This is a genomic window from Pelosinus sp. sgz500959 (assembly GCF_042610375.1).
Taxonomy (GTDB): domain Bacteria; phylum Bacillota; class Negativicutes; order DSM-13327; family DSM-13327; genus CTSoil-075.
Map to the genome: position 1 here is coordinate 252,993 of NZ_JBGJZL010000005.1, position 18,963 is coordinate 271,955.

The following is an 18,963-nucleotide window of genomic DNA, read 5'->3' on the forward strand; positions in this document are numbered from 1 at the left end:
GCCGTTGATGTATGATATAATTTATCGTGGTGATGAAAATGATAATATTTAAAAATGATTGGCAAGATTTACTGAAAGAAGAATTTGAAAAAGAATATTATTTAAACTTAAGAAAATTTTTGATTCAAGAATATAAAACTAAGACCGTTTATCCTGATAAGTATGACATTTTTAATGCCTTGCATTATACGGCATATGGTAAGGTAAAGGTTGTGATCTTAGGCCAAGATCCATATCATGGACCCAATCAAGCTCATGGCCTAAGTTTCTCAGTAAAACCAGGTGTTAAACCACCACCATCTTTACTGAATATTTATAAAGAATTACAGGATGATATGCAGTGTTATATTCCAAATCATGGTTATCTGAAAAAATGGGCAGATCAAGGCGTTCTTCTTCTTAACACCGTACTCACTGTTGTCCAAGGAGAAGCTAACTCTCATAAAAATATGGGATGGGAACAGTTTACAGATAAAGTGATCAGTTTACTCAATGCAAGACCAGAGCCTATTGTTTTTATTCTGTGGGGAAATAATGCTCAATCCAAGACTGCTTTGATTACAAACAAAAATCATAATATCATTAAATCAGTTCATCCAAGCCCTTTATCAGCAAGCCGAGGTTTCTTTAAAAGTAAACCTTTTTCACAAACAAATCAATTTCTATGCTCGCGAAATGTCAGTCCGATTGACTGGCAAATTGATCATCTTTAAAACTTTATTAAAATAGACGTGTACTATAACCATTGATCCGTGTGGATGTGGTTCTAGTCACGTCTTTTCTTGCGTTGCAAAAAACTTAAGGAGAAGAGTACTCGTATAGTCAGATGGTGATATGATATAATAAAATTTAGCTATTTCTTTATCGATATAGAAAAAAATTTGGTGATTGCCACCTATAATTGTTAATTCAAGGTATATAGTAGGATCGAGTGGAGGGTTAAAATGAAAAAATATATCCGTATATTCATGATTATTTCTCTGATATTTGCTTTAGGTGGGTGCACCAATACTAAAAAAGATAGTGCAGTACAAGAGACTAGCAAAGGGCAGACTCTTACCATTGGTCTTATGCCTGATGTAGATTCTATTCCTTTTATTATTGCCCAGGAAAAAGGATACTTTAAAGAAGAGGGCGTAACCGTAAAACTAGAATCTTTTAAAAGTGCTGTCGATCGGGATAGCGCTCTGCAAAGTGGCAAATTAGATGGTGTTATCTCTGACATGTTGGCTGAAACCTTTGGGAAGGAAGGCGGTTTTGATGTCGTAATCACTTCTTTAAGCAGTGGCAGTTATAAATTGGTTGTTGGTAAAGATGAAACTGCAATGCGAGTCGAAGATCTGAAAGGTAAGGACGTTGCAATTTCTAAAAATACAATTATTGAGTATGTGACAGATAAAATAATGATGAAAAATGGTTTATCCAGCGATGATATTCATAAAACAATCATTCCGCAAATTCCGACGCGATTGGAAATGTTGAAGAATGGAAAAATTGCAGCAGCCACCTTACCTGAACCTCTCGCAACGATTGCCGTAAAAAATGGTGGTAAGATAATAAATGGTTCTGATCAATTAGGCATAAATCCTGGAGTGATCTTATTTACTGCTAAAACAGTCAATCACAAAGAACAAGAAATGAAAGCCATGTATAAAGCTTATAATAAAGCCATTGATTATTTATCACGAGAACCTATGGAGAATTACATTGATCTATTGATTGAAAAAGGAGGCTTTCCTGAAAGTGTGAAGGGAGCCTTAGTTCTACCTGAATATAAAAAAGCGATAGCTCCTAATCCGAAAGATGTTGCTGATGTTCTTGCGTGGCTAAAAGAAAGAGGATTAATTCAAAAGACTTATTCCTATGAAGAACTGGTTGATAGCCGGTTTGTAAGGCCATAATAAGATGATTCAGATTAAAGATTTAGTTGTGACCTATGTGTCAGAAGGAATTCAATATACAGCATTGGAGCAGATCAATTTTGAACTTGCCCCAGGAGAAACATGCGCCATCATTGGTCCTTCAGGTTGTGGTAAGTCGACGCTTTTGAAAGTATTAGCTGGCATTATCAAAACCTATGATGGATCTGTTGAAATGAATGGACAGGCTGTGATGCCCCATAAACAAAAAATTGGTTTTATCCCCCAAAACTATGGATTATTACCGTGGAAAAATGTTTGTGATAATATCTTACTTGGGATTAAGATAAAAAATCAAAAAGCAGCTGATGTCAAAGAATCTCTCAACCTTTTATTGCAGCAATTAGGGCTTATAGGGCTGGAAAATCGCTATCCAGGGGAACTGAGCGGAGGTCAGCAACAGCGGGTTGCTTTAGCACGATCCTTTCTTTTAAAACCAGATTTACTATTAATGGACGAGCCTTTTTCTGCTTTAGATGCTATGACACGCGAAGAAATCCAAGATGTATACCTTGCTTCTTGGAAAAAGCATCCCATATCTACGATCCTCGTTACCCATCATGTGGAAGAGGCTGTGTATTTGGGGCAAAAAATTCTGATTCTGACTGGTTGCCCTGGAGTGGTAAGTCAAGTTATCGACAATCCATTATTCGGGGCAGAGGGAGTACGCAGCCAACAGGAATTTTTTGAACTATGCCTTGCACTACGAAAAATGATAAAAGAGGACTGGCGAAAATGACAGAAAAGGCACAAAAATTTTCTTATCTATATGGGATGGTCACCTTTTTATTTCTTTGGTATGGCATTTCTCTTTGTATGGATTTGCCAATCATTCCTTCTCCAAGGGTAGTACTCATTAATTTATATACGATATTTCTTGCCAAAATTGCCATTCATAGTTTTTACAGTCTATGGCGCATCGTTGCAGGAGTTCTTCTTTCTGTAGTTGTTGGTGTGCCCCTTGGTCTTTTGATGGGGTATTTTGTAAAGTGGAATCGTATGTTAGCGCCTCTTGTTTACTTGACCTATCCCATTCCCAAAATTGCTTTGTTACCCATTATCATGTTGCTTTTTGGCTTAGACGAATTTTCAAAGATCTTGATGATTGCCTTGATTATTGTTTTTCAGATCATTGTAGCAGTCAGGGATGGGGTGAAAAGTATTCCCCGGGAAACTTACTATCCTTTATATTCTCTCGGTGCTACATTTATTAATATTCTTTGGGAAATCCTAATTCCTGCTTCTTTGCCTAAATTTTTGACTTCTCTTCGAATTGCCATGGCCACAGCCATATCTGTACTCTTTTTTACGGAAACTTTCGGGACTCAATATGGGATGGGATATTTTATTATGGATGCCTGGATGAGAGTCAATTATTTAGAAATGTATTCAGGGATTGTTGTATTAAGTTGCATCGGACTCATTATATTTGGTGTGATTGATTATCTGGAGAGGCATTTCTGTCACTGGCAATATAAATAAAAGGAAAACCACTTTAAAGTCGTTGACTTCAAAGTGGTTTTTATTTCTACTATGAGTGTCTATTTCTGTCATTCATAAAGGCATCTAGTCACTTTTTAGTAACCCTCTCACTAATAAGTGCGTACTTGTTGGAAACTTTGTACTGAGATACAATCAAAGAGTTATAAAGTATAAAAGTAGATTTGGGAGGTAAATAATAAGATGCTTAAAGTGATTGCAAAGTGTTTAGTGAAAGCAGAAGAAATTCAAACTTTTAAACAGTATACTATTAAGCTGATAGAGGAAACTAGAAAAGAAGCAGGTAATATTTCTTATGCGCTTTATGAAGATATAGCGAATCCGCAAATTATTACTTTTATTGAAGAATGGCAGGATAAAGAAGCTCTTGATCAGCATATGAACTCAGAACATTTTCGGGAGATTTTTCCAAAACTGAAAGCGCTTCAGGAAAAAGAAATAGAAGTTAATCTTTATAAAAAATGTTAAAAGGAGATAGATAATATGAAAGTTGTTGCTTTTAATGGAAGTCCTCACCAAGAGGGAAATACATACCATGCTCTAAAGATGGTCACTGAGGAACTAAGAGCAGAAGGAATTGAAGTGGAAGTTGTCCAAGTTGGAAATAAAGCGATCAGAGGCTGTACTGCCTGTGGAGGCTGTGCGAGAAATCAAAATGAAAAATGCGTACTTCCTGGTGATGAAGTCAATGATTGGATTCAAAAAATGAAAGAGGCCGATGGTATTCTACTAGGTTCTCCAGTTCATTATTCCTCTATTGCTGCTACGATGAAAGCTTTTCTTGATCGGGCTTTTTATGTTACAAGTGTAAATAAATCAATGCTTAGGCATAAGGTTGGTGCTTCTGTTGTTGCTGTTAGACGTTCAGGTGGTGTAACTACATTTGATCAATTGAACAACTACATTAACTATTCTGAAATGCTAATGCCGACTTCAAACTATTGGGGTGTAATACATGGTACAACACCAGGTGAGGTTGAGCAAGACGAAGAAGGCAAACAGATCATGAGATTGCTTGGTAAAAATATGGCATGGCTTATGAAGTTAGTTGAGTTTGGCAGAGGAGAGATTAAAGAACCTGAACGGGAAGCTAAGGTTTACACTCATTTTATTAGATAAGATAAGGATCTCTGGTCTTGGAACATTGAAAACCTAGACTTTATCTTTGACGATTGGCATTAAGGAGCTTTAGTTGAGTATATGAAAGAGTCTAAGGGGAAAATAAACTAGGGGGAAATAATGACAATGAATGAGACGTTAAAGAATATTAAAGAGCGAAGAAGTGTAAGAAGTTTTAAGAATGAACAGATTAAGGACTCTGAATTACAAACAGTACTAGAAGCTGGATTTTATGCGCCGAGTGCAATGAACCAGCAGTGTTGGAATTTTACCGTCGTGCAAAATAAAAATCTTCTTGAAGAAATCGGCACTCATTCAAAAGAGATTGCAAAAGAATTTGACAACGAACATTTACAAACGTTAGCCAATAATGAAAAATTTAACGTATTTTATGGTGCTCCAACAGTGGTCGTTATTTCTGGTGAAGAAAATGCCCTTTTATCTGAGGCTGATTGTGCTGCTGCAACTCAAAATATGTTGATTGCTGCTCAATCCATTGGGCTTGGATCATGTTGGATTAATTTTGGAATGTTTGTTTTCAATGGTCCTAAAGCTGAATATTACAAGCAACAATTACAAATACCTGCAGGATACACACCTTACTATTCTGTTGCCTTAGGGTATAAGACTGCTGCAACAATGAATGCTCCGAAACGAAAAGAAAATATCATCAATTATGTTAAATAATTTGAGGACTTGGCACAAGCCAAGTCTTTTCTTATTAATCAGATTTTAGCATTGGACTATTGGCCTAATTACGATATAATCTTACTATAAGAAGTAGAGTTGGCTTTATTAGAGAGGAGAGATGAGAAATGAAAAAAAAATTGATCGTTGGTATGTTGCTGGTAAGTTTATTATTCGTTACGAAAGCTCCAGCAGTGACCCAAGCTTTTGGGCTTGGTGATATTTTTAAGGTGGGGGGTATATCAATACTCATCAGCAAATTTGCTACACCGCTCAATAACTTTATCAATCAATTGACTTTCAAAAATGGTGCTGGCAGTGATTATGCAACGAAGGTTGTACCGATTCTTTCATTTGGAAATGGCGGCTACGTAGGAGCTGCGCAAGTGATGGGGCCGCAAGATTTAGTTGATAAAACTGAAGCCGTTATTCAAATTGAAAGCAATTTTAGCGGTAATCAATTCCGTGTCAAGGCACTTGTTCCAATTGATAGTAAGAATCCTACTAATTTCTCTCGTATAAATGGAGTGGGTGTCTCAGCAATCATTGATATTAAGATCTAAGAACTTGGCTTGTACGAGCCGTAGTTTCTCTCAATTAAAATTAGAAAGTAAGTAGTAAACTTTCTAATTCTGCAAGAAGGAACAGCCTTTGACATGAGGTTGTTCCTTTTTATCTACAGCTAAAAGTTGTTCGTATGCTTAGAGTTAATTCTCGCTCTAATTTAAATACTCATAATTCAGATATGGATAAAAAATAATCTGAAGGGAGTAAAATATGAAAAAAATATATTTTAATTGGTACATGCTTTTATTTTTCAGTTTAGTTATATTTAATACAACAGTTGGATGGGCAAATCCACAGGAGTCCAATCAATTGAGTAGTGGGGCGGGAATGTTTACTATGTCTGAAACAACAGGCGTAAACAATGATAACCTCCGGGTTTTTTATTATCGCCCATCAACTTGGACACCAGAAAAAGAAATTGTTATCGTATTACATGGTGTACAACGTAATGCTGAAGAATATCGCAATCAATGGGAAAAATATGCAGATACTTATAATTTACTTGTGATTTGCCCTGATTTTTCAGCAGATAAATATCCTGGAGTGGGTTATTATAATGTAGGCAATATGATGAATACTGACAATGAAAATGGAATCGTGCAATCGCGTGAAAAATGGATATTTCCAGTCATTGATCGTGTATTTGATGAAGTACATGCACGAGTCAGTGCAACAACGGATACTTACACTCTATTTGGACATTCAGCAGGAGCACAATTTGTCCATCGATATTTTCTTTTTTCTCTAGAATCAAAAGCAAAAAAAATCATCTCAGCAAATGCTGGTTGGTATACAATGCCAGACAGAGAAGCACCTTTTCCTTATGGACTAAAAAATATAGCAATAACAAATGAAGATTTAGCAAAAGCCTTTGCTAAACCAGTGACTATTTTATTAGGAGAGAATGATGTTAAAACAGGTGGAGTCCTTCGGCATACTGAGTTAGCCGATGGGCAAGGTATTAATCGTTTTGAACGTGGGAACAATTTTTTTGCTATGGCGAAAGATAAGGCTGAAGCACTAGGAGTGCCTTTTAATTGGAAGTTGATTACTGTACCTGGAGTTGGGCACAGTGACGGAGGAATGGCGGCAGCAGCGGCAAAACTAATAGCAAGCGGAGAAGAATAGATGATGATATAGAGTAGGGCAATGTAAAGACCACTGCTGAAGTCAGCATAAAATAACCATTGTAATATTAATATTAGAAAAAGGCTACCATTTGGTAGCCTTTTGTTGAGTCATTTTTATTTAAGATTTTTTGCATGTAATTCTTTTATTTGCTCATCTTTTGAACTAATTATTTTTTCATATTCATCTTTTATCTCAGTTAAATTTTTATTGAGTAAATTGATGAAAGAGGCCATTTCGTCTGAACTACCAGCAATACGATTAAATAATAGAAGATTTGAAGCAAGGATTGCTGGAATTTGCTTATGAGAATAACGAAGTTGGTGATCGATTTCGCCATACCCTTCTTCAAAAATTGTTCTAACTTGGATTTCTGCAATTACTTTTTGATTTGTAGGAAAAAATTCAATTAAATAATGGACAGAACGATAGCCAGATTTTCTAGAATTGATTTTAATATTTAATTCTTCAAAGCCTTGTGTGTCATCACCATCTCGGACATTGGCTGTAATTTCTATTATTTTCCATGTATTAGAAATGAAATTATGGATATCTTCCCAATCTTCTTTGAAAATATGTATGGCTCTGATTCCAATTAAATCAGTAATTTCTTCTTTATAATTATCCACTGTAAATTGAAAATCTTGGCCGTTAACTTCTTTTCGTTCAGGTGTTTTGCGGATTACCTTTTCAATCAAACGTTCAGATTCTTTTACTCGAGACTTTACAAAATGTATCTTTTTATGTGCGCGTAGGGTGCTTGCAATAAATTCGGCTTGTGTATGATAGGTATCTTTATAGTTATTAAAATCAAGATATAAATCTGTTAGAGTTTCCCAATTGATTTGATTTTTTTTAAGATCGTCTTCATTGATATGGTATGCTTTTAGAAAATCCTCTTTTACAAAATTCATCTTATCTTCCTCTCTACTAACAACACAGTATATATTAAATTATACCTAATAATTCAATATATAACAAATAGAAAGATAAAGCTTATACATTGAGATCAGTTTTTATACAATGTAAGGATACACTATTTTATTATATTGATTGACGCAGGACGCATATCCCAGTATAATAAAAAAATACTTGCCTAGGTAACTAATTTTTTTGAAGGTAGTGAACTTTTATGTTTATATATGGCCATAAAGTCAATCAATTAGCGCGATTGTTTATGAAACGCTTCAATGAAGAATTTGCATTATCTGGTCTTTATAGTTCGCAGTGGGGGTTTATTTTGCATCTGTATGAGCAGGGATTCTGTACACAAAAAGAATTAAGTGAATATCTGTCAATTGAACCTCCTACAGTTACTAGGACTTTAGTTCGTATGGAGGAGGCTGGCTGGGTTATCAAAGAGGAGGGTGCAGATCGCCGAGAGCGCAAGGTTCATTTATCACCAGAGGCTTATGAGAATTTTTTTGCATGGCAGAAAAATTCAGATTCCTTAGAAATGGAAGCTCTTGCAAATATCCCTGAGGCGGATTTAGAAGTATTTACATCTGTACTGCAGCAAATGATGGATAATTTGAGAAAATCATCTCATACAAAAAGTAAGAATATAAGGATAGGGAATAAAAATGAAATTAGAGAATCAAGAAAAAAATAATATGTTATCAAATATACGATTATCCGTAGTTAAAATTATCATATTTGTGTTAGGTTTATTCATATTGGCATTTGGAGCAGCCGCTTTAATTAAAGCAAATTTGGGTGTGGCATCATGGGATGTGCTACATATTGGTTTAGCTAAACGAAGTTTTTTATCCATTGGGGCTTGGGTACAAATTATAGGAATTTTTATGATTCTTCTTGCCAGTGCATTAGAACGCAAACAACCTCAGATTGGGAGTGCAATTAATATTATCTTAATCGGTTTTTTTCTAAATTGGATCTTAGATTCGAATATATTTCCTATTGTTGATACTTTATGGAAAAGTATTTTATTATTGGCATGTGGTGTCGGATTGATGGGATTGGGGTCTGGTATGTATGTGGCGACTGCTCTTGGGGCAGGGCCGCGTGATGGTATGACATTAATATTGGCAAAGATGTCTGGAAAGTCGGTGCGCCTTGTGCGTACAGGCCTAGAAGTAACTGCTTTATTTTGTGGTTGGCTTGTTGGTGGACCAATCTCCATAGGAACTTTTATTGTCGTTTTTTTAGTAGGACCTATCATGCAAGCTTCTTTATTTTTTTGGCGTCACCAAATTGAGGATTTTGAAAATTTATTGATCGAAAAAGTTGTTGAAGAACCAATTAACTAAGATGATCGTGATAACGATTAGTAATACGACAAAGAGCTATTGGCAATCAGCCAATAGCTCTTTGTTTTATTAATTGATGTAATGCTCATCTAGAATATCTTCCTATATCTATTATTTGAAAATTTTGACCCGATCTTCAATAGGGCTAAATTCTTTGTCGCCAGGCTTAACGGTTGGCTTGCCAAAAGGAAGTTGGGCAATGAGTGTCCATGTAGTGGGAATATTCCATTCCTTACTCACTTCACTGGCAATCAAAGAACCGTAATGTTGCAAAGATGCACCTAAGCCTTCTGCTTCCAATGCAGTCCACACAATAAATTGCAGCATTCCAGAGGAATGATGGGACCAAATGGGAAAATTATCTTTATATAATGCAAAATTAGTTTGCAGTTGCTGGATGACATTTTCGTCTTCAAAAAACAATACAGTACCATATCCGTTTTGGAAAGAATTAATTTTTTCCTCAGTGGGAGCAAATTTATCCGCAGGAACGATTTTTCGTAGTGATTCTTTTGTGATGTCCCATAGTTTATTCTGATGATCTCCTAATAAGACGAGGACTCTAGCACTTTGTGAATTAAATGAGGAAGGAGCATGTTTAACAGCAGTTTCAATGATTTCTTGAATTCTTTCATCTGATATAACGCTTTCTTTACTAATTCCATAAATTGAACGACGTTCTTGGATCGCAATACAAAAATCTTTTGACATATCTACACCCCATTTAAAAAAAATTTATTAACTAAATTATACCACTATTTTCTTTAAAATACTTTTTTAAAATAAAAATATAGTCTTTAAGATTATAGCTATAAAATAGCAAAAAAATATTATAAAAAAGCTAGAAATTTCAAGGGTTTATTGTCGATTGAACACGAATTAGTATGATGACTAAAAATTCAAAAAAATTTGAATAAGGGGGTGTAGAAGGTGGTAATTTCAAACAAACAGATTCAAGAAGACTTGAAAACCATCAACTTAGAAGACATCATTGATATTGAGTTCTTGCAGACGTTCCAAGATAACTTTGCGGAAGCTGTAGGTGTAGCAAGTATTGCAGTCGATATGAGTGGTAAGCCTGTCACGAAACCTAGTAATTTTACAGACTTTTGTATGAAGTACACCCGAGGATCAGATGTTGGTAATAAACGTTGCATGGAGTGTGATCGTAAAGGGGGCGAAGAATCGGCTCGAACGGGTAAACCAGCTATTTATGAATGCCACGCTGGATTAGTCGATTTCGGAGCTCCCATCATGCTTGAAGGCAAGCAGATAGGGTCGATTTTAGGCGGTCAGGTATTAACTTCACCACCTGATGAGGTTTATTATCGTAAAGTAGCGCAAGAAATTGGAGTTGATCCTGATGAATACATTGTAGCCTTACGTGAAATTCGACAGTTGCCACGTCAGAGTTTAGAATCTGCTGCAAATGTTTTATATTTAGTTGCCAATACCCTGTCTAAAGTCTGGTATCAGCAACATAAATTGAAAAATATGGCTGGCGCAATAAATGATAGTATGGTTCAGATCTCTGCAACGATGCAAGAATTGGCAGCCTCTGCAAGTGATGTGAGTAATAATCAAAGTTCTTTGAATGGAGAAATTAAAAATGTAAGCATCGTATCTGGAAAAATTAATGACGTCATGGATTTTATTAAAGAAATTGCAGATGAGACTCGATTACTGGGGTTAAATGCAGCCATTGAGGCCGCAAGGGCCGGCGATGCAGGCCTTGGTTTTGGTGTGGTAGCTCAGGAAATTCGTAAGCTATCTGGCGATTCGAAGCAGACAGTAGGAAAAATTAAAGAATTTACCATGATTATTCAAGACTCTGTGAATAAAACAGTCACAATGGGAAATGCGACTTCTATGACGGTTGAACAGCAAGCAGCCGCTATTGAAGAAGTGACAGCGAGCATTGAAGAAGTAACGAGTATGGCAGAAAACCTGTATGCCCTGGCAAATGAAGCATAATGTCAGCTGATTACACTTATTATGGAGACTGGGAGGGGATTGCATGGCTCGTGTTCAAGTTGTAGTTTTTGAAATTGGTGGTAATGAATTTGGCATTGAAGCTAATTTAGTACATGGTATTATTAGGACTAATAAAGTCAGTATTCAAAGTGTCCCAGTTTCATCAGATGATGTTGAAGGAATGATCGACTGGCGAGAAAAGGTGCGGTACGTCTTTAATTTAAGTAAAAAATTAAGGTTAACAAGCAAAATAGGACATGAAGAGAGTAAAATTATTATGGTTCATGCAAATGAATTGATTGTAGGTTGCTTAGTGGATGAAGTAACGGATATTGTGCTATTTCATACGGAAGAAATAGAACCTGCACCTTTATTTATCCAACAGGCAAATCATCATTATATAACCGGAATTGGTAAAGTTGATGATCGTTTCATTGTAATGCTTGATGTAGATAAGTTGTTGAGTAGTGTACTCATTGAAGGGTTTTCCGCACAAAATATTGGTGTACAACCTTAATGTTCTTTAAAAAGGAAAAGAGACCTCTGCCACGCGTTGGTAGGGGTCTCTTTGTTTATATGGATATGTCAACTGTCTGAGTTGTTTCTGATGATGTCGATGATGATTCACTAAGCATTTTTGAAGATGCTTGGACAGGCTGATTTCCTAACTGTACGGAATAAGCAGGACCAACCTTTGGTGCTTTGGAAGTACTGGTGCTTCCAGAAGAACTTTGAGATTGTTGTTGTGCGATCTGTTGTTCAACTTGTTGTAATTGTTGCTGAAGAGTTTGAATTTCTTTTGCATTTTTAGTTGCATCTTCTTTTTGTAATTTCTTTATTTCTGCTTCTATTTTTGTTTTACTGGCTTCTAAAGTGGTAGTATCGCTTAGGCTAGATTGCGATGATTGTGTTGATTGGTTACTGACTGCTGATATAGACACGATAAACGCCTCCATTCATATATCTTATTTATCTTGATATCGTAATCGAATCTTTGAATTTTATTTGAAAATCTAGATTGATAGAACTTTATAAAGATAAAATGTAGATAAATGTAAAGAAATATCCATTTAAAAAATTTCTATTCCGATAGGACAATGATCGCTACCTAATACTTCAGGATAAATCGTAGCAGTTTTTAAAGAGGTTTGAAGCCGATTTGAGATTAGAAAATAATCAATTCTCCAACCAATATTGCGGGTTCTGGCGTTCATCATATACGACCACCATGTATAAGCATCTTTCTCATCAGGGTAGAGATAACGGAAGGTATCGGTAAAACCAGATTGTAAGAGTGCAGTCATCTTGCCTCGTTCTTCATCAGTAAAGCCAGCATTACGGCGGTTGGTTTTTGGATTTTTAATATCAATTTCTTCATGAGCGACGTTAATATCACCACATATAATCACAGGCTTTTTTATATCAAGTTGAGTCAGATAAGCTTTAAAATCGTCTTCCCATTTCATACGGTATTCTAAGCGTAAGAGTTCTCGTTTTGAGTTTGGCGTGTAGACTGTTACGAGAAAGAAATTTTCGAACTCTAATGTGATGATACGTCCTTCTTGATCATGTTCGTCCATGTTCATGCCATAGCTAACGGACAATGGCTTGATACGGCTGAAGACAGCAGTTCCAGAGTAACCTTTTTTTATAGCACTATTCCAATACTTCTCATAGCCTACAAGGTTCAATTCAGCTTGATCTGGTTGCATTTTAGTTTCCTGAATGCAGAAAATATCAGCATCGATATCGTTAAAGAAGTCTTCAAAACCTTTTGTAAGGCATGCACGGAGTCCATTTACATTCCATGATATGAATTTCATTGCTCAACACTCCATTTATAGATAAATTTTCATATGATCAAGTCTATCTATAGTATATGAGCAGAAAGAACTTTCAGCAATACTTGATGTACAGGGGTGTGTAAAAATATGAAAAGAAATAGTGTGATTTTTCGGAGAAAATCTATTATTTGTTAGAGGTATTTACTTATTTTTGTTGAATGGAAATTAAAATGAATATGAAAAAATGAGAGGCACTATATGGGAATTGGTCGGAAAGTTCTTGTATTAAATATAACATTAGCTATGGTCTCAGTTCTTTTAGTGTTTATTGTGGGGCATCAGATTTGGAATACAAGTTATCTTGCTTTAGAAAAACATGATGTGCGTGATAATACCAATAGAGCTTATGAAGCTTGGAAAGAGGAAATCGATGTTCTCAGTTCTTTTGTAGGTGATTGGGCTCCATGGGATGAAACTTATTATTTTGCTAAGCAGCCTTGGGATAGTGAATTTGAAAAGAAGAATCTAGATGATGCTGCAATGGAGAATATTAATGTAGACATGGTCATTTTAGCTGACCCCTATGGTCATATCATCTATGCAAAAAAAGTAAAGATGGGAAATGTTAAAGAAAAAATAATCTCAGATGAGTTGAGTGTTCAGGTGAAAAGAATCAATGATCAGTTACCATCACCGATTACCAGGGAAAATAATATAAAGGGATTTATCATGTTATCCGATGGTCCAGCATTAGTGGCAGCGCAACGGATTGCAACCAGTGAATTTGAAGGACCAAGTCCTGGTGTATTGATTTTTATCCGAAATATAGATGATGAACATATGAAAAAAGTCGCTAAGCGCGTGCAAGTTGAAATGTCTTTTAGTAAGTATCAGCAAGAACCATCTGTTCTGCAGCCAAACTATTGGCAAACAATTAATGATGAAAGACAAGTCAAAGGGTATCAAATCATTACAGATATTTATGGCCATGAAAAATATTTATTAGAAACGACCATACCTCGTGATATTTATCAACAAGGTCAACAACAAATGAAGTCTTACGCCATATTAACTCTATTATTTGGCGTGGGAATTACAACAATGACTCTTATTTTATTTGAAAATTTGGTTTTTAAACGATTACGAAAGTTAGATGGGTTTATGAAAAATATTGGGGATGGTGGGAATATTATTGAACGGTTGCAGTTATCAGGTAATGATGAATTTTCACGAACTGCAGCCACGATGAACCGAATGCTTGATCAAGTACAGCAAACTCAAGAGAAACTTAGAAAGTTAAGTTTATACGATGGACTTACAGGTTTGTATAACCGAAATTTTTTTGAACAAGAAATTAATCAAATGATTGGTGAAGATACACGGAGTATTGGGGTTATTTCATGTGATGTGGATGGACTAAAATTTGCTAATGATACCTTAGGTCATTCTGTCGGTGATGAAATGCTAGTGCAAACATCACATATTATTACACAGGTATTAGGAAACCAAGGAAAAGCCATTCGTATGGGTGGAGATGAATTTATTATATTACTTTTTAATGTTGATGAGGAATACATTAAGATCATCTGTGGAAAGATTAAAGAAGCGTTACAGCAAATCAATGTACGAAGGAATAATTTTAATTTACAATTATCAATGGGTTGGGAATATGATGATATCCAGCCCATTGATAGGGAACTCATTTTAAATATGATCCGAAAAGCTGATGATGGAATGTATCGTCAGAAATTAGCCAATAGTTTTGAAAAACGTCGTTTAATGATGCAAGAAATTATGGAGATGTTAAATCGCCGTGATTATCTTAATGAAGGACATGGTGACAGGGTAGCAGACATGGCAAGGCGCGTTGGCGAGGCTATTGGTCTTGATGAATCAAAACTAGATCATTTAAGAATTTTAGGTAAGTTTCATGATGTGGGTAAAGTTGGTATTGCCGATGAGATTATAGTTAAATATGGGATGCTGACTGTTGATGAAAAAATTGAAATGGAGCGGCATTCTGAGATTGGGTATCGGATTGCCCAAATGATCCCAGAGCTAATCCCTATTGCTGATTTTATTCTTAAGCATCATGAATGGTGGAATGGTCAAGGGTATCCTATTGGTCTACAAGGATTGGAAATACCGATTGAAGACCGTATTCTATCGATTGTTGATGCCTATGATGAAATGACGAGCGACCGTCCTTATCGAAAAGCAATGACACAGGATGATGCTTTAGCTGAATTACAGAGATTGAGCAGTATACAATTTGATGCAGAATTGGTTCAAATATTTAAAAAGATTATTTAGAAAAAATCCTAGGAAAATTCAATGAGAATTTATCTAGGATTTTTTTATGAAAGTGGGATTATAGTTTTTCTATTAAGAAAAATTTAAGAATATTATATAATAATATAGGTATCACTTAATTATAAGATTAAGGATATGACGATCGTAGTCAAAGGAAAAAGGGGAAATTATTAATGTTTTCTAAAGTCGAAAAAAATTATTTAATTAATATTATGTTAGTCAGTATTAGTTTAGTATGTGTCCTTACGGGAATTGGTTTATCAATTAAGCCAGCATTTCTTATGCCAATTCTAATCTCCATCAAGTTTAAATCTCTTCATGAATGGACAGGATATATACTTACCATTTTAATGATCTGGCATGTAGTGATGCATTCTGATTGGATAAAATCCATGACAAAAAACATGTTGAGCAGCAAGAAAAAACTCATTGCAACGGTTCTAACTGGGTTAATCGCTCTTGGTATCTGTGTCTCAATATCAACCATGTTACCTGATTCGAAAATGCCTAGTGGTAAAGAAGTAAAACAACCTTATACAAAAAATCTGTAGTAAGATTTCAATGATAATCTATAAGACTTGGAATAAGCCAAGTCTTATTTGTTATTTGGAGAATCAAATGTATATGTGAGAGGTGGAGAAAGACAAATGAAAATTTTAGTTGTTGAAGATGATGGAATGCTGCGAGATGCTATTAATTCTGTACTCAAAGGTGAAGGATATAATGTTGAAGAGACTGACAATGGTGATGAAGGTTTATTTTTAGCTGCGCAAGAAATTTATGATTTATTAGTATTAGATATTATGCTTCCTGGGTTAAACGGACTTGGGATTGTACAAGAATTGCGCGAAAAAAACATTCAAGTTCCTGTACTATTTCTGACAGCAAAAGATAGTATTGAGGATCGTGTAGCTGGCTTAAACATTGGAGGGGACGATTATTTGGTAAAACCATTTGCTGTAGCTGAACTTTTGGCTCGGGTAAAGGCATTGTTACGGCGTAAAGCTGGCAGCTCAGAAGAATTAGTTGTATATAAAAATATTTCTCTTCATCATAAATTACAAGAGGCATATTATGAATCAATGCCTATGGGACTTACAGCAAAGGAATATGAACTGATTGAGTATTTGATCTTAAATCGCGAGCGAATTTTAACTCGGGAACAAATCTTTGATCGGCTTTGGGGTTATGAATCAGAGAGTAGTTATGGAATTGTTGATGTATATGTTCATCATCTTCGAAAAAAAATGTTAAACCTTGGTTGTGATCATTTTATTCGTACCGTACGTGGTGTGGGGTATATGTTAAAAGATGATCGTCACGTATGATCATTCATTTCTAGAGGATAGGAGCGTTTTATGTTACAAACAGTTTCTGCGATGTTTAAAAAAGTAATGGTAAAGTTAACGATACTCAACTCAACGGTTCTGCTGTTAGTATTTATCATTTATAGTACTGTCATTTATACGTATATTAATCAAAAATTATTTGATACGATCGATTCTTCCATGATACAAGCAATAACAGATTTTAGTGGTTATAATACCCAAGGCTTTCCTTATCGTCAATTTCAAAATCAAAATGGAAAAATGAAATTACCTCATCCTGAAGACGAACATCGTAAACCTCCACCATTAGTTGATTTGAGAATATTAGTTGTAGCCGAAGACGTGGATGGTCGTATACTACTTCCCCAGCCTAACGAGAAAATTGATATTGAAGACGTGGCGATGTTATTAGAGAATACTGTTAATGATATTCCTCAAAGTAAAACAATCAATGAACATGATTACCGTATGCTCAGTATTTCTTATGCAGTCGATTCTTATCCGATGGTACGTGTAGGTAAGGAAAAAATGATTGCTGTAAAAAAGATCAGTGCGATTACTGTTGTTGATCCTGAAGTGAGTATGCTCAAGCGTCTAGTGGTTATTATTATGTTTGGAACAGTGATTGGCTTTTTTGTTATTATCGGAGTTGCTTATTATTTAGCAAGGCGTGCTCTTGTACCAATTAAAGCTTCTTGGGATAAACAGCAACAGTTTGTAACTGATGCTTCCCATGAATTACGAACTCCTATTGCTGTTATCAAATTGAATACGGAACTGCTGCTTCATAATCCAGATCATACGATTGAAGAAGAAAGTATCAGGATTGCTGGAATCCTGAAAGAAAGCACTCGAATGGGGAAATTGGTTGCCACCTTGTTAACTTTAGCGCGAGCCGATTCGAATCAAATCGAAATGGAATTTCATACTGTTTTACTTCCAGAACTCATTTCTGATATCATTCAACGATTTGAGCCGATTGCAGAGATGAAAGAAATTGGCATTGAGATAAAACTTGATCCTCATATGGAAGTGATAGGGGACAAGGAACGCTTACATCAACTATTGGTTATTTTACTTGATAATGCAGTTAAATATACGCCTCAAGGCGGTTTGATTACAGTCACTGGATATAGTAAGAATGGATTTGCCCAACTCTTCATCAAAGATACTGGTATTGGCATTTCAACAGAGGAACTACCTTTTGTATTTGAACGTTTCTATCGCGGTGATAAAGCACGATCAAGGGACGATGGGGGAAGTGGTTTAGGACTTGCCATTGCAAAATGGATTGTGGAGAAACATGGTGGGAAAATACGCGTTGAGAGCATCAAAGGAGAAGGTGCCCAATTTCAACTGCAATTACCATTAGAAAAAAAGATATGAATGTATGATATATGACCTTCTTCTTTTTACATTTTAAGAAATTTTTAAGAAAACAAATGCATAATAGGGGTGTAGGCAAATAATAAAAGGATAGGTGAGTCATAATGAATAAGAAATCACTATTAGCTCTGACTCTTGGTGTAAGTTTAGCAGTGGGAAGTTTGGTCATGGGGACCAATACGATGGTTCAAGCAAATCAAAGACCAGCAGGTATGGAACAAGAAGAGGGTCGACCAGACAAACATGTAAGACCTATGTTTAATAAAGAACACCAAGAAGAGTTATTAGCACTGTTACAAATTGATGAACAAACTTTTAGACAAGAAAAAGAAAGTGGTAAGTCACTGGCGGAAATTGGAGCAGAGCATAATGTTTCGCGACAAGAAATTGTTGACTTGGTTTTAAAACATATGAATCAGCATTTGGATAAAGGCGTGGCAGAAGGTCGATTGACTGAAGACCAGGCTAAAGAGATGAAAAACCATGCTGCAGAAAAAGCCCAAGAGATGGTTGATGGAAAACATATGGGATTTGATAAAAAACATGGTGATAAAAATGGATGTCATAGAGAACCTATGCATAACAAACAAGATCAACAAGAACTTTTAAAGTTGCTCAAAATTGATGAGCCAACTTTTAAGCAAGAAATAGACAGTGGTAAGTCATTGGGACAAATTGCAACAGCACATCATGTTTCACAACAAGATATCGTCAATCTCATGGTCAAACAGATGAGTCAACATATTGACAAAGAATTAGCTGAAGGAAAATTGACTAATGAACAAGCTAATGAAATGAAGCAACATGCTGCTGAGAAAGTTAAAAAAATGATTGATCATCCCATGATGAAACATCATCAACAACATGAAAGCAAACAAAATTAAGAAGTAAATTAAATGATCAACACCCCCTGTTTAGTTTCAACTATGAAGCTAAACAGGGGGTGTTATTTATAATATTTAATTCAATGTCGATAGCAGGATATTGA

General features: G+C 35.5%; 22 protein-coding genes. 18 read left to right on the forward strand and 4 right to left on the reverse strand.

The window, feature by feature from the left end; genetic code table 11:
• Window positions 1-38: 38 nt before the first annotated feature.
• The 9 genes from ACAN52_RS10095 (at window position 39) to ACAN52_RS10135 (ending at window position 6,920) form a co-directional block, all read left to right on the forward strand.
• Complete coding sequence (locus tag ACAN52_RS10095; RefSeq protein ID WP_378954608.1) at window positions 39-713, forward strand: uracil-DNA glycosylase; 675 nt, start codon at window positions 39-41, stop codon at window positions 711-713.
• 231 nt (window positions 714-944) lie between these two features.
• Complete coding sequence (locus tag ACAN52_RS10100) at window positions 945-1,901, forward strand: ABC transporter substrate-binding protein (protein WP_378954610.1); 957 nt, start codon at window positions 945-947, stop codon at window positions 1,899-1,901.
• Window positions 1,902-1,905: 4 nt separating this feature from the next.
• A complete protein-coding gene (locus ACAN52_RS10105; RefSeq protein WP_378954612.1) occupies window positions 1,906-2,658 on the forward strand; it encodes an ABC transporter ATP-binding protein in 753 nt (250 codons plus the stop codon).
• Window positions 2,655-3,401, forward strand: a complete 747-nt coding sequence (locus tag ACAN52_RS10110) for an ABC transporter permease (RefSeq protein WP_378954614.1) — start codon at window positions 2,655-2,657, stop codon at window positions 3,399-3,401. The genes ACAN52_RS10105 and ACAN52_RS10110 overlap by 4 nt, the downstream gene beginning before the upstream one ends.
• A gap of 201 nt (window positions 3,402-3,602) precedes the next feature.
• Complete coding sequence (locus ACAN52_RS10115) at window positions 3,603-3,887, forward strand: putative quinol monooxygenase (protein ID WP_378954616.1); 285 nt, start codon at window positions 3,603-3,605, stop codon at window positions 3,885-3,887.
• 15 nt (window positions 3,888-3,902) lie between these two features.
• Entirely contained in the window at window positions 3,903-4,538 is a 636-nt protein-coding gene (locus ACAN52_RS10120) for a flavodoxin family protein (protein WP_378954618.1), read from the forward strand.
• Window positions 4,539-4,658: 120 nt separating this feature from the next.
• Window positions 4,659-5,225 (forward strand): nitroreductase family protein, encoded by a 567-nt coding sequence (locus tag ACAN52_RS10125; protein WP_378954620.1) that lies wholly within the window; start codon window positions 4,659-4,661, stop codon window positions 5,223-5,225.
• Between the two features lie 128 nt (window positions 5,226-5,353).
• Entirely contained in the window at window positions 5,354-5,788 is a 435-nt protein-coding gene (locus ACAN52_RS10130; RefSeq protein ID WP_378954622.1) for a hypothetical protein, read from the forward strand.
• Window positions 5,789-6,002: 214 nt separating this feature from the next.
• Complete coding sequence (locus tag ACAN52_RS10135; protein ID WP_378954624.1) at window positions 6,003-6,920, forward strand: alpha/beta hydrolase; 918 nt, start codon at window positions 6,003-6,005, stop codon at window positions 6,918-6,920.
• A gap of 116 nt (window positions 6,921-7,036) precedes the next feature.
• Here the strand turns inward: ACAN52_RS10135 and ACAN52_RS10140 are convergent, their stop codons facing one another.
• Entirely contained in the window at window positions 7,037-7,834 is a 798-nt protein-coding gene (locus ACAN52_RS10140) for a RelA/SpoT domain-containing protein (protein WP_378954625.1), read from the reverse strand.
• Between the two features lie 218 nt (window positions 7,835-8,052).
• Here ACAN52_RS10140 and ACAN52_RS10145 point away from each other — a divergent pair, with 218 nt between their 5' ends.
• Both ACAN52_RS10145 and ACAN52_RS10150 read left to right on the forward strand, forming a co-directional pair.
• A complete protein-coding gene (locus tag ACAN52_RS10145; protein WP_378954627.1) occupies window positions 8,053-8,532 on the forward strand; it encodes a MarR family winged helix-turn-helix transcriptional regulator in 480 nt (159 codons plus the stop codon).
• Window positions 8,504-9,190 (forward strand): YitT family protein, encoded by a 687-nt coding sequence (locus tag ACAN52_RS10150; protein WP_378954629.1) that lies wholly within the window; start codon window positions 8,504-8,506, stop codon window positions 9,188-9,190. The genes ACAN52_RS10145 and ACAN52_RS10150 overlap by 29 nt, the downstream gene beginning before the upstream one ends.
• A 111-nt stretch (window positions 9,191-9,301) precedes the next feature.
• On the opposite strand, the gene ACAN52_RS10155 is transcribed toward ACAN52_RS10150, so the two are convergent.
• Window positions 9,302-9,901, reverse strand: a complete 600-nt coding sequence (locus ACAN52_RS10155; protein ID WP_378954631.1) for a nitroreductase family protein — start codon at window positions 9,899-9,901, stop codon at window positions 9,302-9,304.
• Between the two features lie 219 nt (window positions 9,902-10,120).
• Between ACAN52_RS10155 and ACAN52_RS10160 the strand changes: the two genes are divergently transcribed.
• A complete protein-coding gene (locus ACAN52_RS10160; protein ID WP_378954632.1) occupies window positions 10,121-11,164 on the forward strand; it encodes a PocR ligand-binding domain-containing protein in 1,044 nt (347 codons plus the stop codon).
• A 43-nt stretch (window positions 11,165-11,207) separates the two neighbouring features.
• Window positions 11,208-11,681, forward strand: a complete 474-nt coding sequence (locus ACAN52_RS10165) for a chemotaxis protein CheW (RefSeq protein ID WP_378954633.1) — start codon at window positions 11,208-11,210, stop codon at window positions 11,679-11,681.
• 55 nt (window positions 11,682-11,736) lie between these two features.
• On the opposite strand, the gene ACAN52_RS10170 is transcribed toward ACAN52_RS10165, so the two are convergent.
• Both ACAN52_RS10170 and ACAN52_RS10175 read right to left on the reverse strand, forming a co-directional pair.
• Window positions 11,737-12,105, reverse strand: a complete 369-nt coding sequence (locus ACAN52_RS10170; RefSeq protein WP_378954635.1) for a hypothetical protein — start codon at window positions 12,103-12,105, stop codon at window positions 11,737-11,739.
• Window positions 12,106-12,234: 129 nt separating this feature from the next.
• Window positions 12,235-12,987, reverse strand: a complete 753-nt coding sequence (locus tag ACAN52_RS10175; RefSeq protein WP_378954636.1) for an exodeoxyribonuclease III — start codon at window positions 12,985-12,987, stop codon at window positions 12,235-12,237.
• A gap of 219 nt (window positions 12,988-13,206) precedes the next feature.
• On the opposite strand from ACAN52_RS10175, the gene ACAN52_RS10180 reads away from it, so the two are divergent.
• The 5 genes from ACAN52_RS10180 (at window position 13,207) to ACAN52_RS10200 (ending at window position 18,859) form a co-directional block, all read left to right on the forward strand.
• Complete coding sequence (locus ACAN52_RS10180) at window positions 13,207-15,261, forward strand: HD domain-containing phosphohydrolase (protein ID WP_378954637.1); 2,055 nt, start codon at window positions 13,207-13,209, stop codon at window positions 15,259-15,261.
• Between the two features lie 173 nt (window positions 15,262-15,434).
• Entirely contained in the window at window positions 15,435-15,812 is a 378-nt protein-coding gene (locus tag ACAN52_RS10185) for a DUF4405 domain-containing protein (RefSeq protein ID WP_378954638.1), read from the forward strand.
• Between the two features lie 96 nt (window positions 15,813-15,908).
• Window positions 15,909-16,589: a response regulator transcription factor gene (locus ACAN52_RS10190; RefSeq protein WP_378954639.1), complete on the forward strand. Its 681-nt coding sequence runs from the start codon at window positions 15,909-15,911 to the stop codon at window positions 16,587-16,589.
• 30 nt (window positions 16,590-16,619) lie between these two features.
• A complete protein-coding gene (locus ACAN52_RS10195; RefSeq protein ID WP_378954640.1) occupies window positions 16,620-17,975 on the forward strand; it encodes a sensor histidine kinase in 1,356 nt (451 codons plus the stop codon).
• Window positions 17,976-18,079: 104 nt separating this feature from the next.
• Window positions 18,080-18,859, forward strand: a complete 780-nt coding sequence (locus tag ACAN52_RS10200) for a hypothetical protein (protein ID WP_378954641.1) — start codon at window positions 18,080-18,082, stop codon at window positions 18,857-18,859.
• The last annotated feature ends 104 nt before the right edge of the window (window positions 18,860-18,963 follow it).

What these genes read in the sequence shown, in the direction of transcription:
- ACAN52_RS10095 (WP_378954608.1), top strand. Translation starts at nt 39, where the DNA reads ATGATAATATTTAAAAATGATTGGCAAGATTTACTGAAAGAAGAATTT.
- ACAN52_RS10100 (WP_378954610.1), top strand. Translation starts at nt 945, where the DNA reads ATGAAAAAATATATCCGTATATTCATGATTATTTCTCTGATATTTGCT.
- ACAN52_RS10105 (WP_378954612.1), top strand. Translation starts at nt 1,906, where the DNA reads ATGATTCAGATTAAAGATTTAGTTGTGACCTATGTGTCAGAAGGAATT.
- ACAN52_RS10110 (WP_378954614.1), top strand. Translation starts at nt 2,655, where the DNA reads ATGACAGAAAAGGCACAAAAATTTTCTTATCTATATGGGATGGTCACC.
- ACAN52_RS10115 (WP_378954616.1), top strand. Translation starts at nt 3,603, where the DNA reads ATGCTTAAAGTGATTGCAAAGTGTTTAGTGAAAGCAGAAGAAATTCAA.
- ACAN52_RS10120 (WP_378954618.1), top strand. Translation starts at nt 3,903, where the DNA reads ATGAAAGTTGTTGCTTTTAATGGAAGTCCTCACCAAGAGGGAAATACA.
- ACAN52_RS10125 (WP_378954620.1), top strand. Translation starts at nt 4,659, where the DNA reads ATGACAATGAATGAGACGTTAAAGAATATTAAAGAGCGAAGAAGTGTA.
- ACAN52_RS10130 (WP_378954622.1), top strand. Translation starts at nt 5,354, where the DNA reads ATGAAAAAAAAATTGATCGTTGGTATGTTGCTGGTAAGTTTATTATTC.
- ACAN52_RS10135 (WP_378954624.1), top strand. Translation starts at nt 6,003, where the DNA reads ATGAAAAAAATATATTTTAATTGGTACATGCTTTTATTTTTCAGTTTA.
- ACAN52_RS10140 (WP_378954625.1), bottom strand. Translation starts at nt 7,834, where the DNA reads ATGAATTTTGTAAAAGAGGATTTTCTAAAAGCATACCATATCAATGAA.
- ACAN52_RS10145 (WP_378954627.1), top strand. Translation starts at nt 8,053, where the DNA reads ATGTTTATATATGGCCATAAAGTCAATCAATTAGCGCGATTGTTTATG.
- ACAN52_RS10150 (WP_378954629.1), top strand. Translation starts at nt 8,504, where the DNA reads ATGAAATTAGAGAATCAAGAAAAAAATAATATGTTATCAAATATACGA.
- ACAN52_RS10155 (WP_378954631.1), bottom strand. Translation starts at nt 9,901, where the DNA reads ATGTCAAAAGATTTTTGTATTGCGATCCAAGAACGTCGTTCAATTTAT.
- ACAN52_RS10165 (WP_378954633.1), top strand. Translation starts at nt 11,208, where the DNA reads ATGGCTCGTGTTCAAGTTGTAGTTTTTGAAATTGGTGGTAATGAATTT.
- ACAN52_RS10175 (WP_378954636.1), bottom strand. Translation starts at nt 12,987, where the DNA reads ATGAAATTCATATCATGGAATGTAAATGGACTCCGTGCATGCCTTACA.
- ACAN52_RS10180 (WP_378954637.1), top strand. Translation starts at nt 13,207, where the DNA reads ATGGGAATTGGTCGGAAAGTTCTTGTATTAAATATAACATTAGCTATG.
- ACAN52_RS10185 (WP_378954638.1), top strand. Translation starts at nt 15,435, where the DNA reads ATGTTTTCTAAAGTCGAAAAAAATTATTTAATTAATATTATGTTAGTC.
- ACAN52_RS10190 (WP_378954639.1), top strand. Translation starts at nt 15,909, where the DNA reads ATGAAAATTTTAGTTGTTGAAGATGATGGAATGCTGCGAGATGCTATT.
- ACAN52_RS10195 (WP_378954640.1), top strand. Translation starts at nt 16,620, where the DNA reads ATGTTACAAACAGTTTCTGCGATGTTTAAAAAAGTAATGGTAAAGTTA.
- ACAN52_RS10200 (WP_378954641.1), top strand. Translation starts at nt 18,080, where the DNA reads ATGAATAAGAAATCACTATTAGCTCTGACTCTTGGTGTAAGTTTAGCA.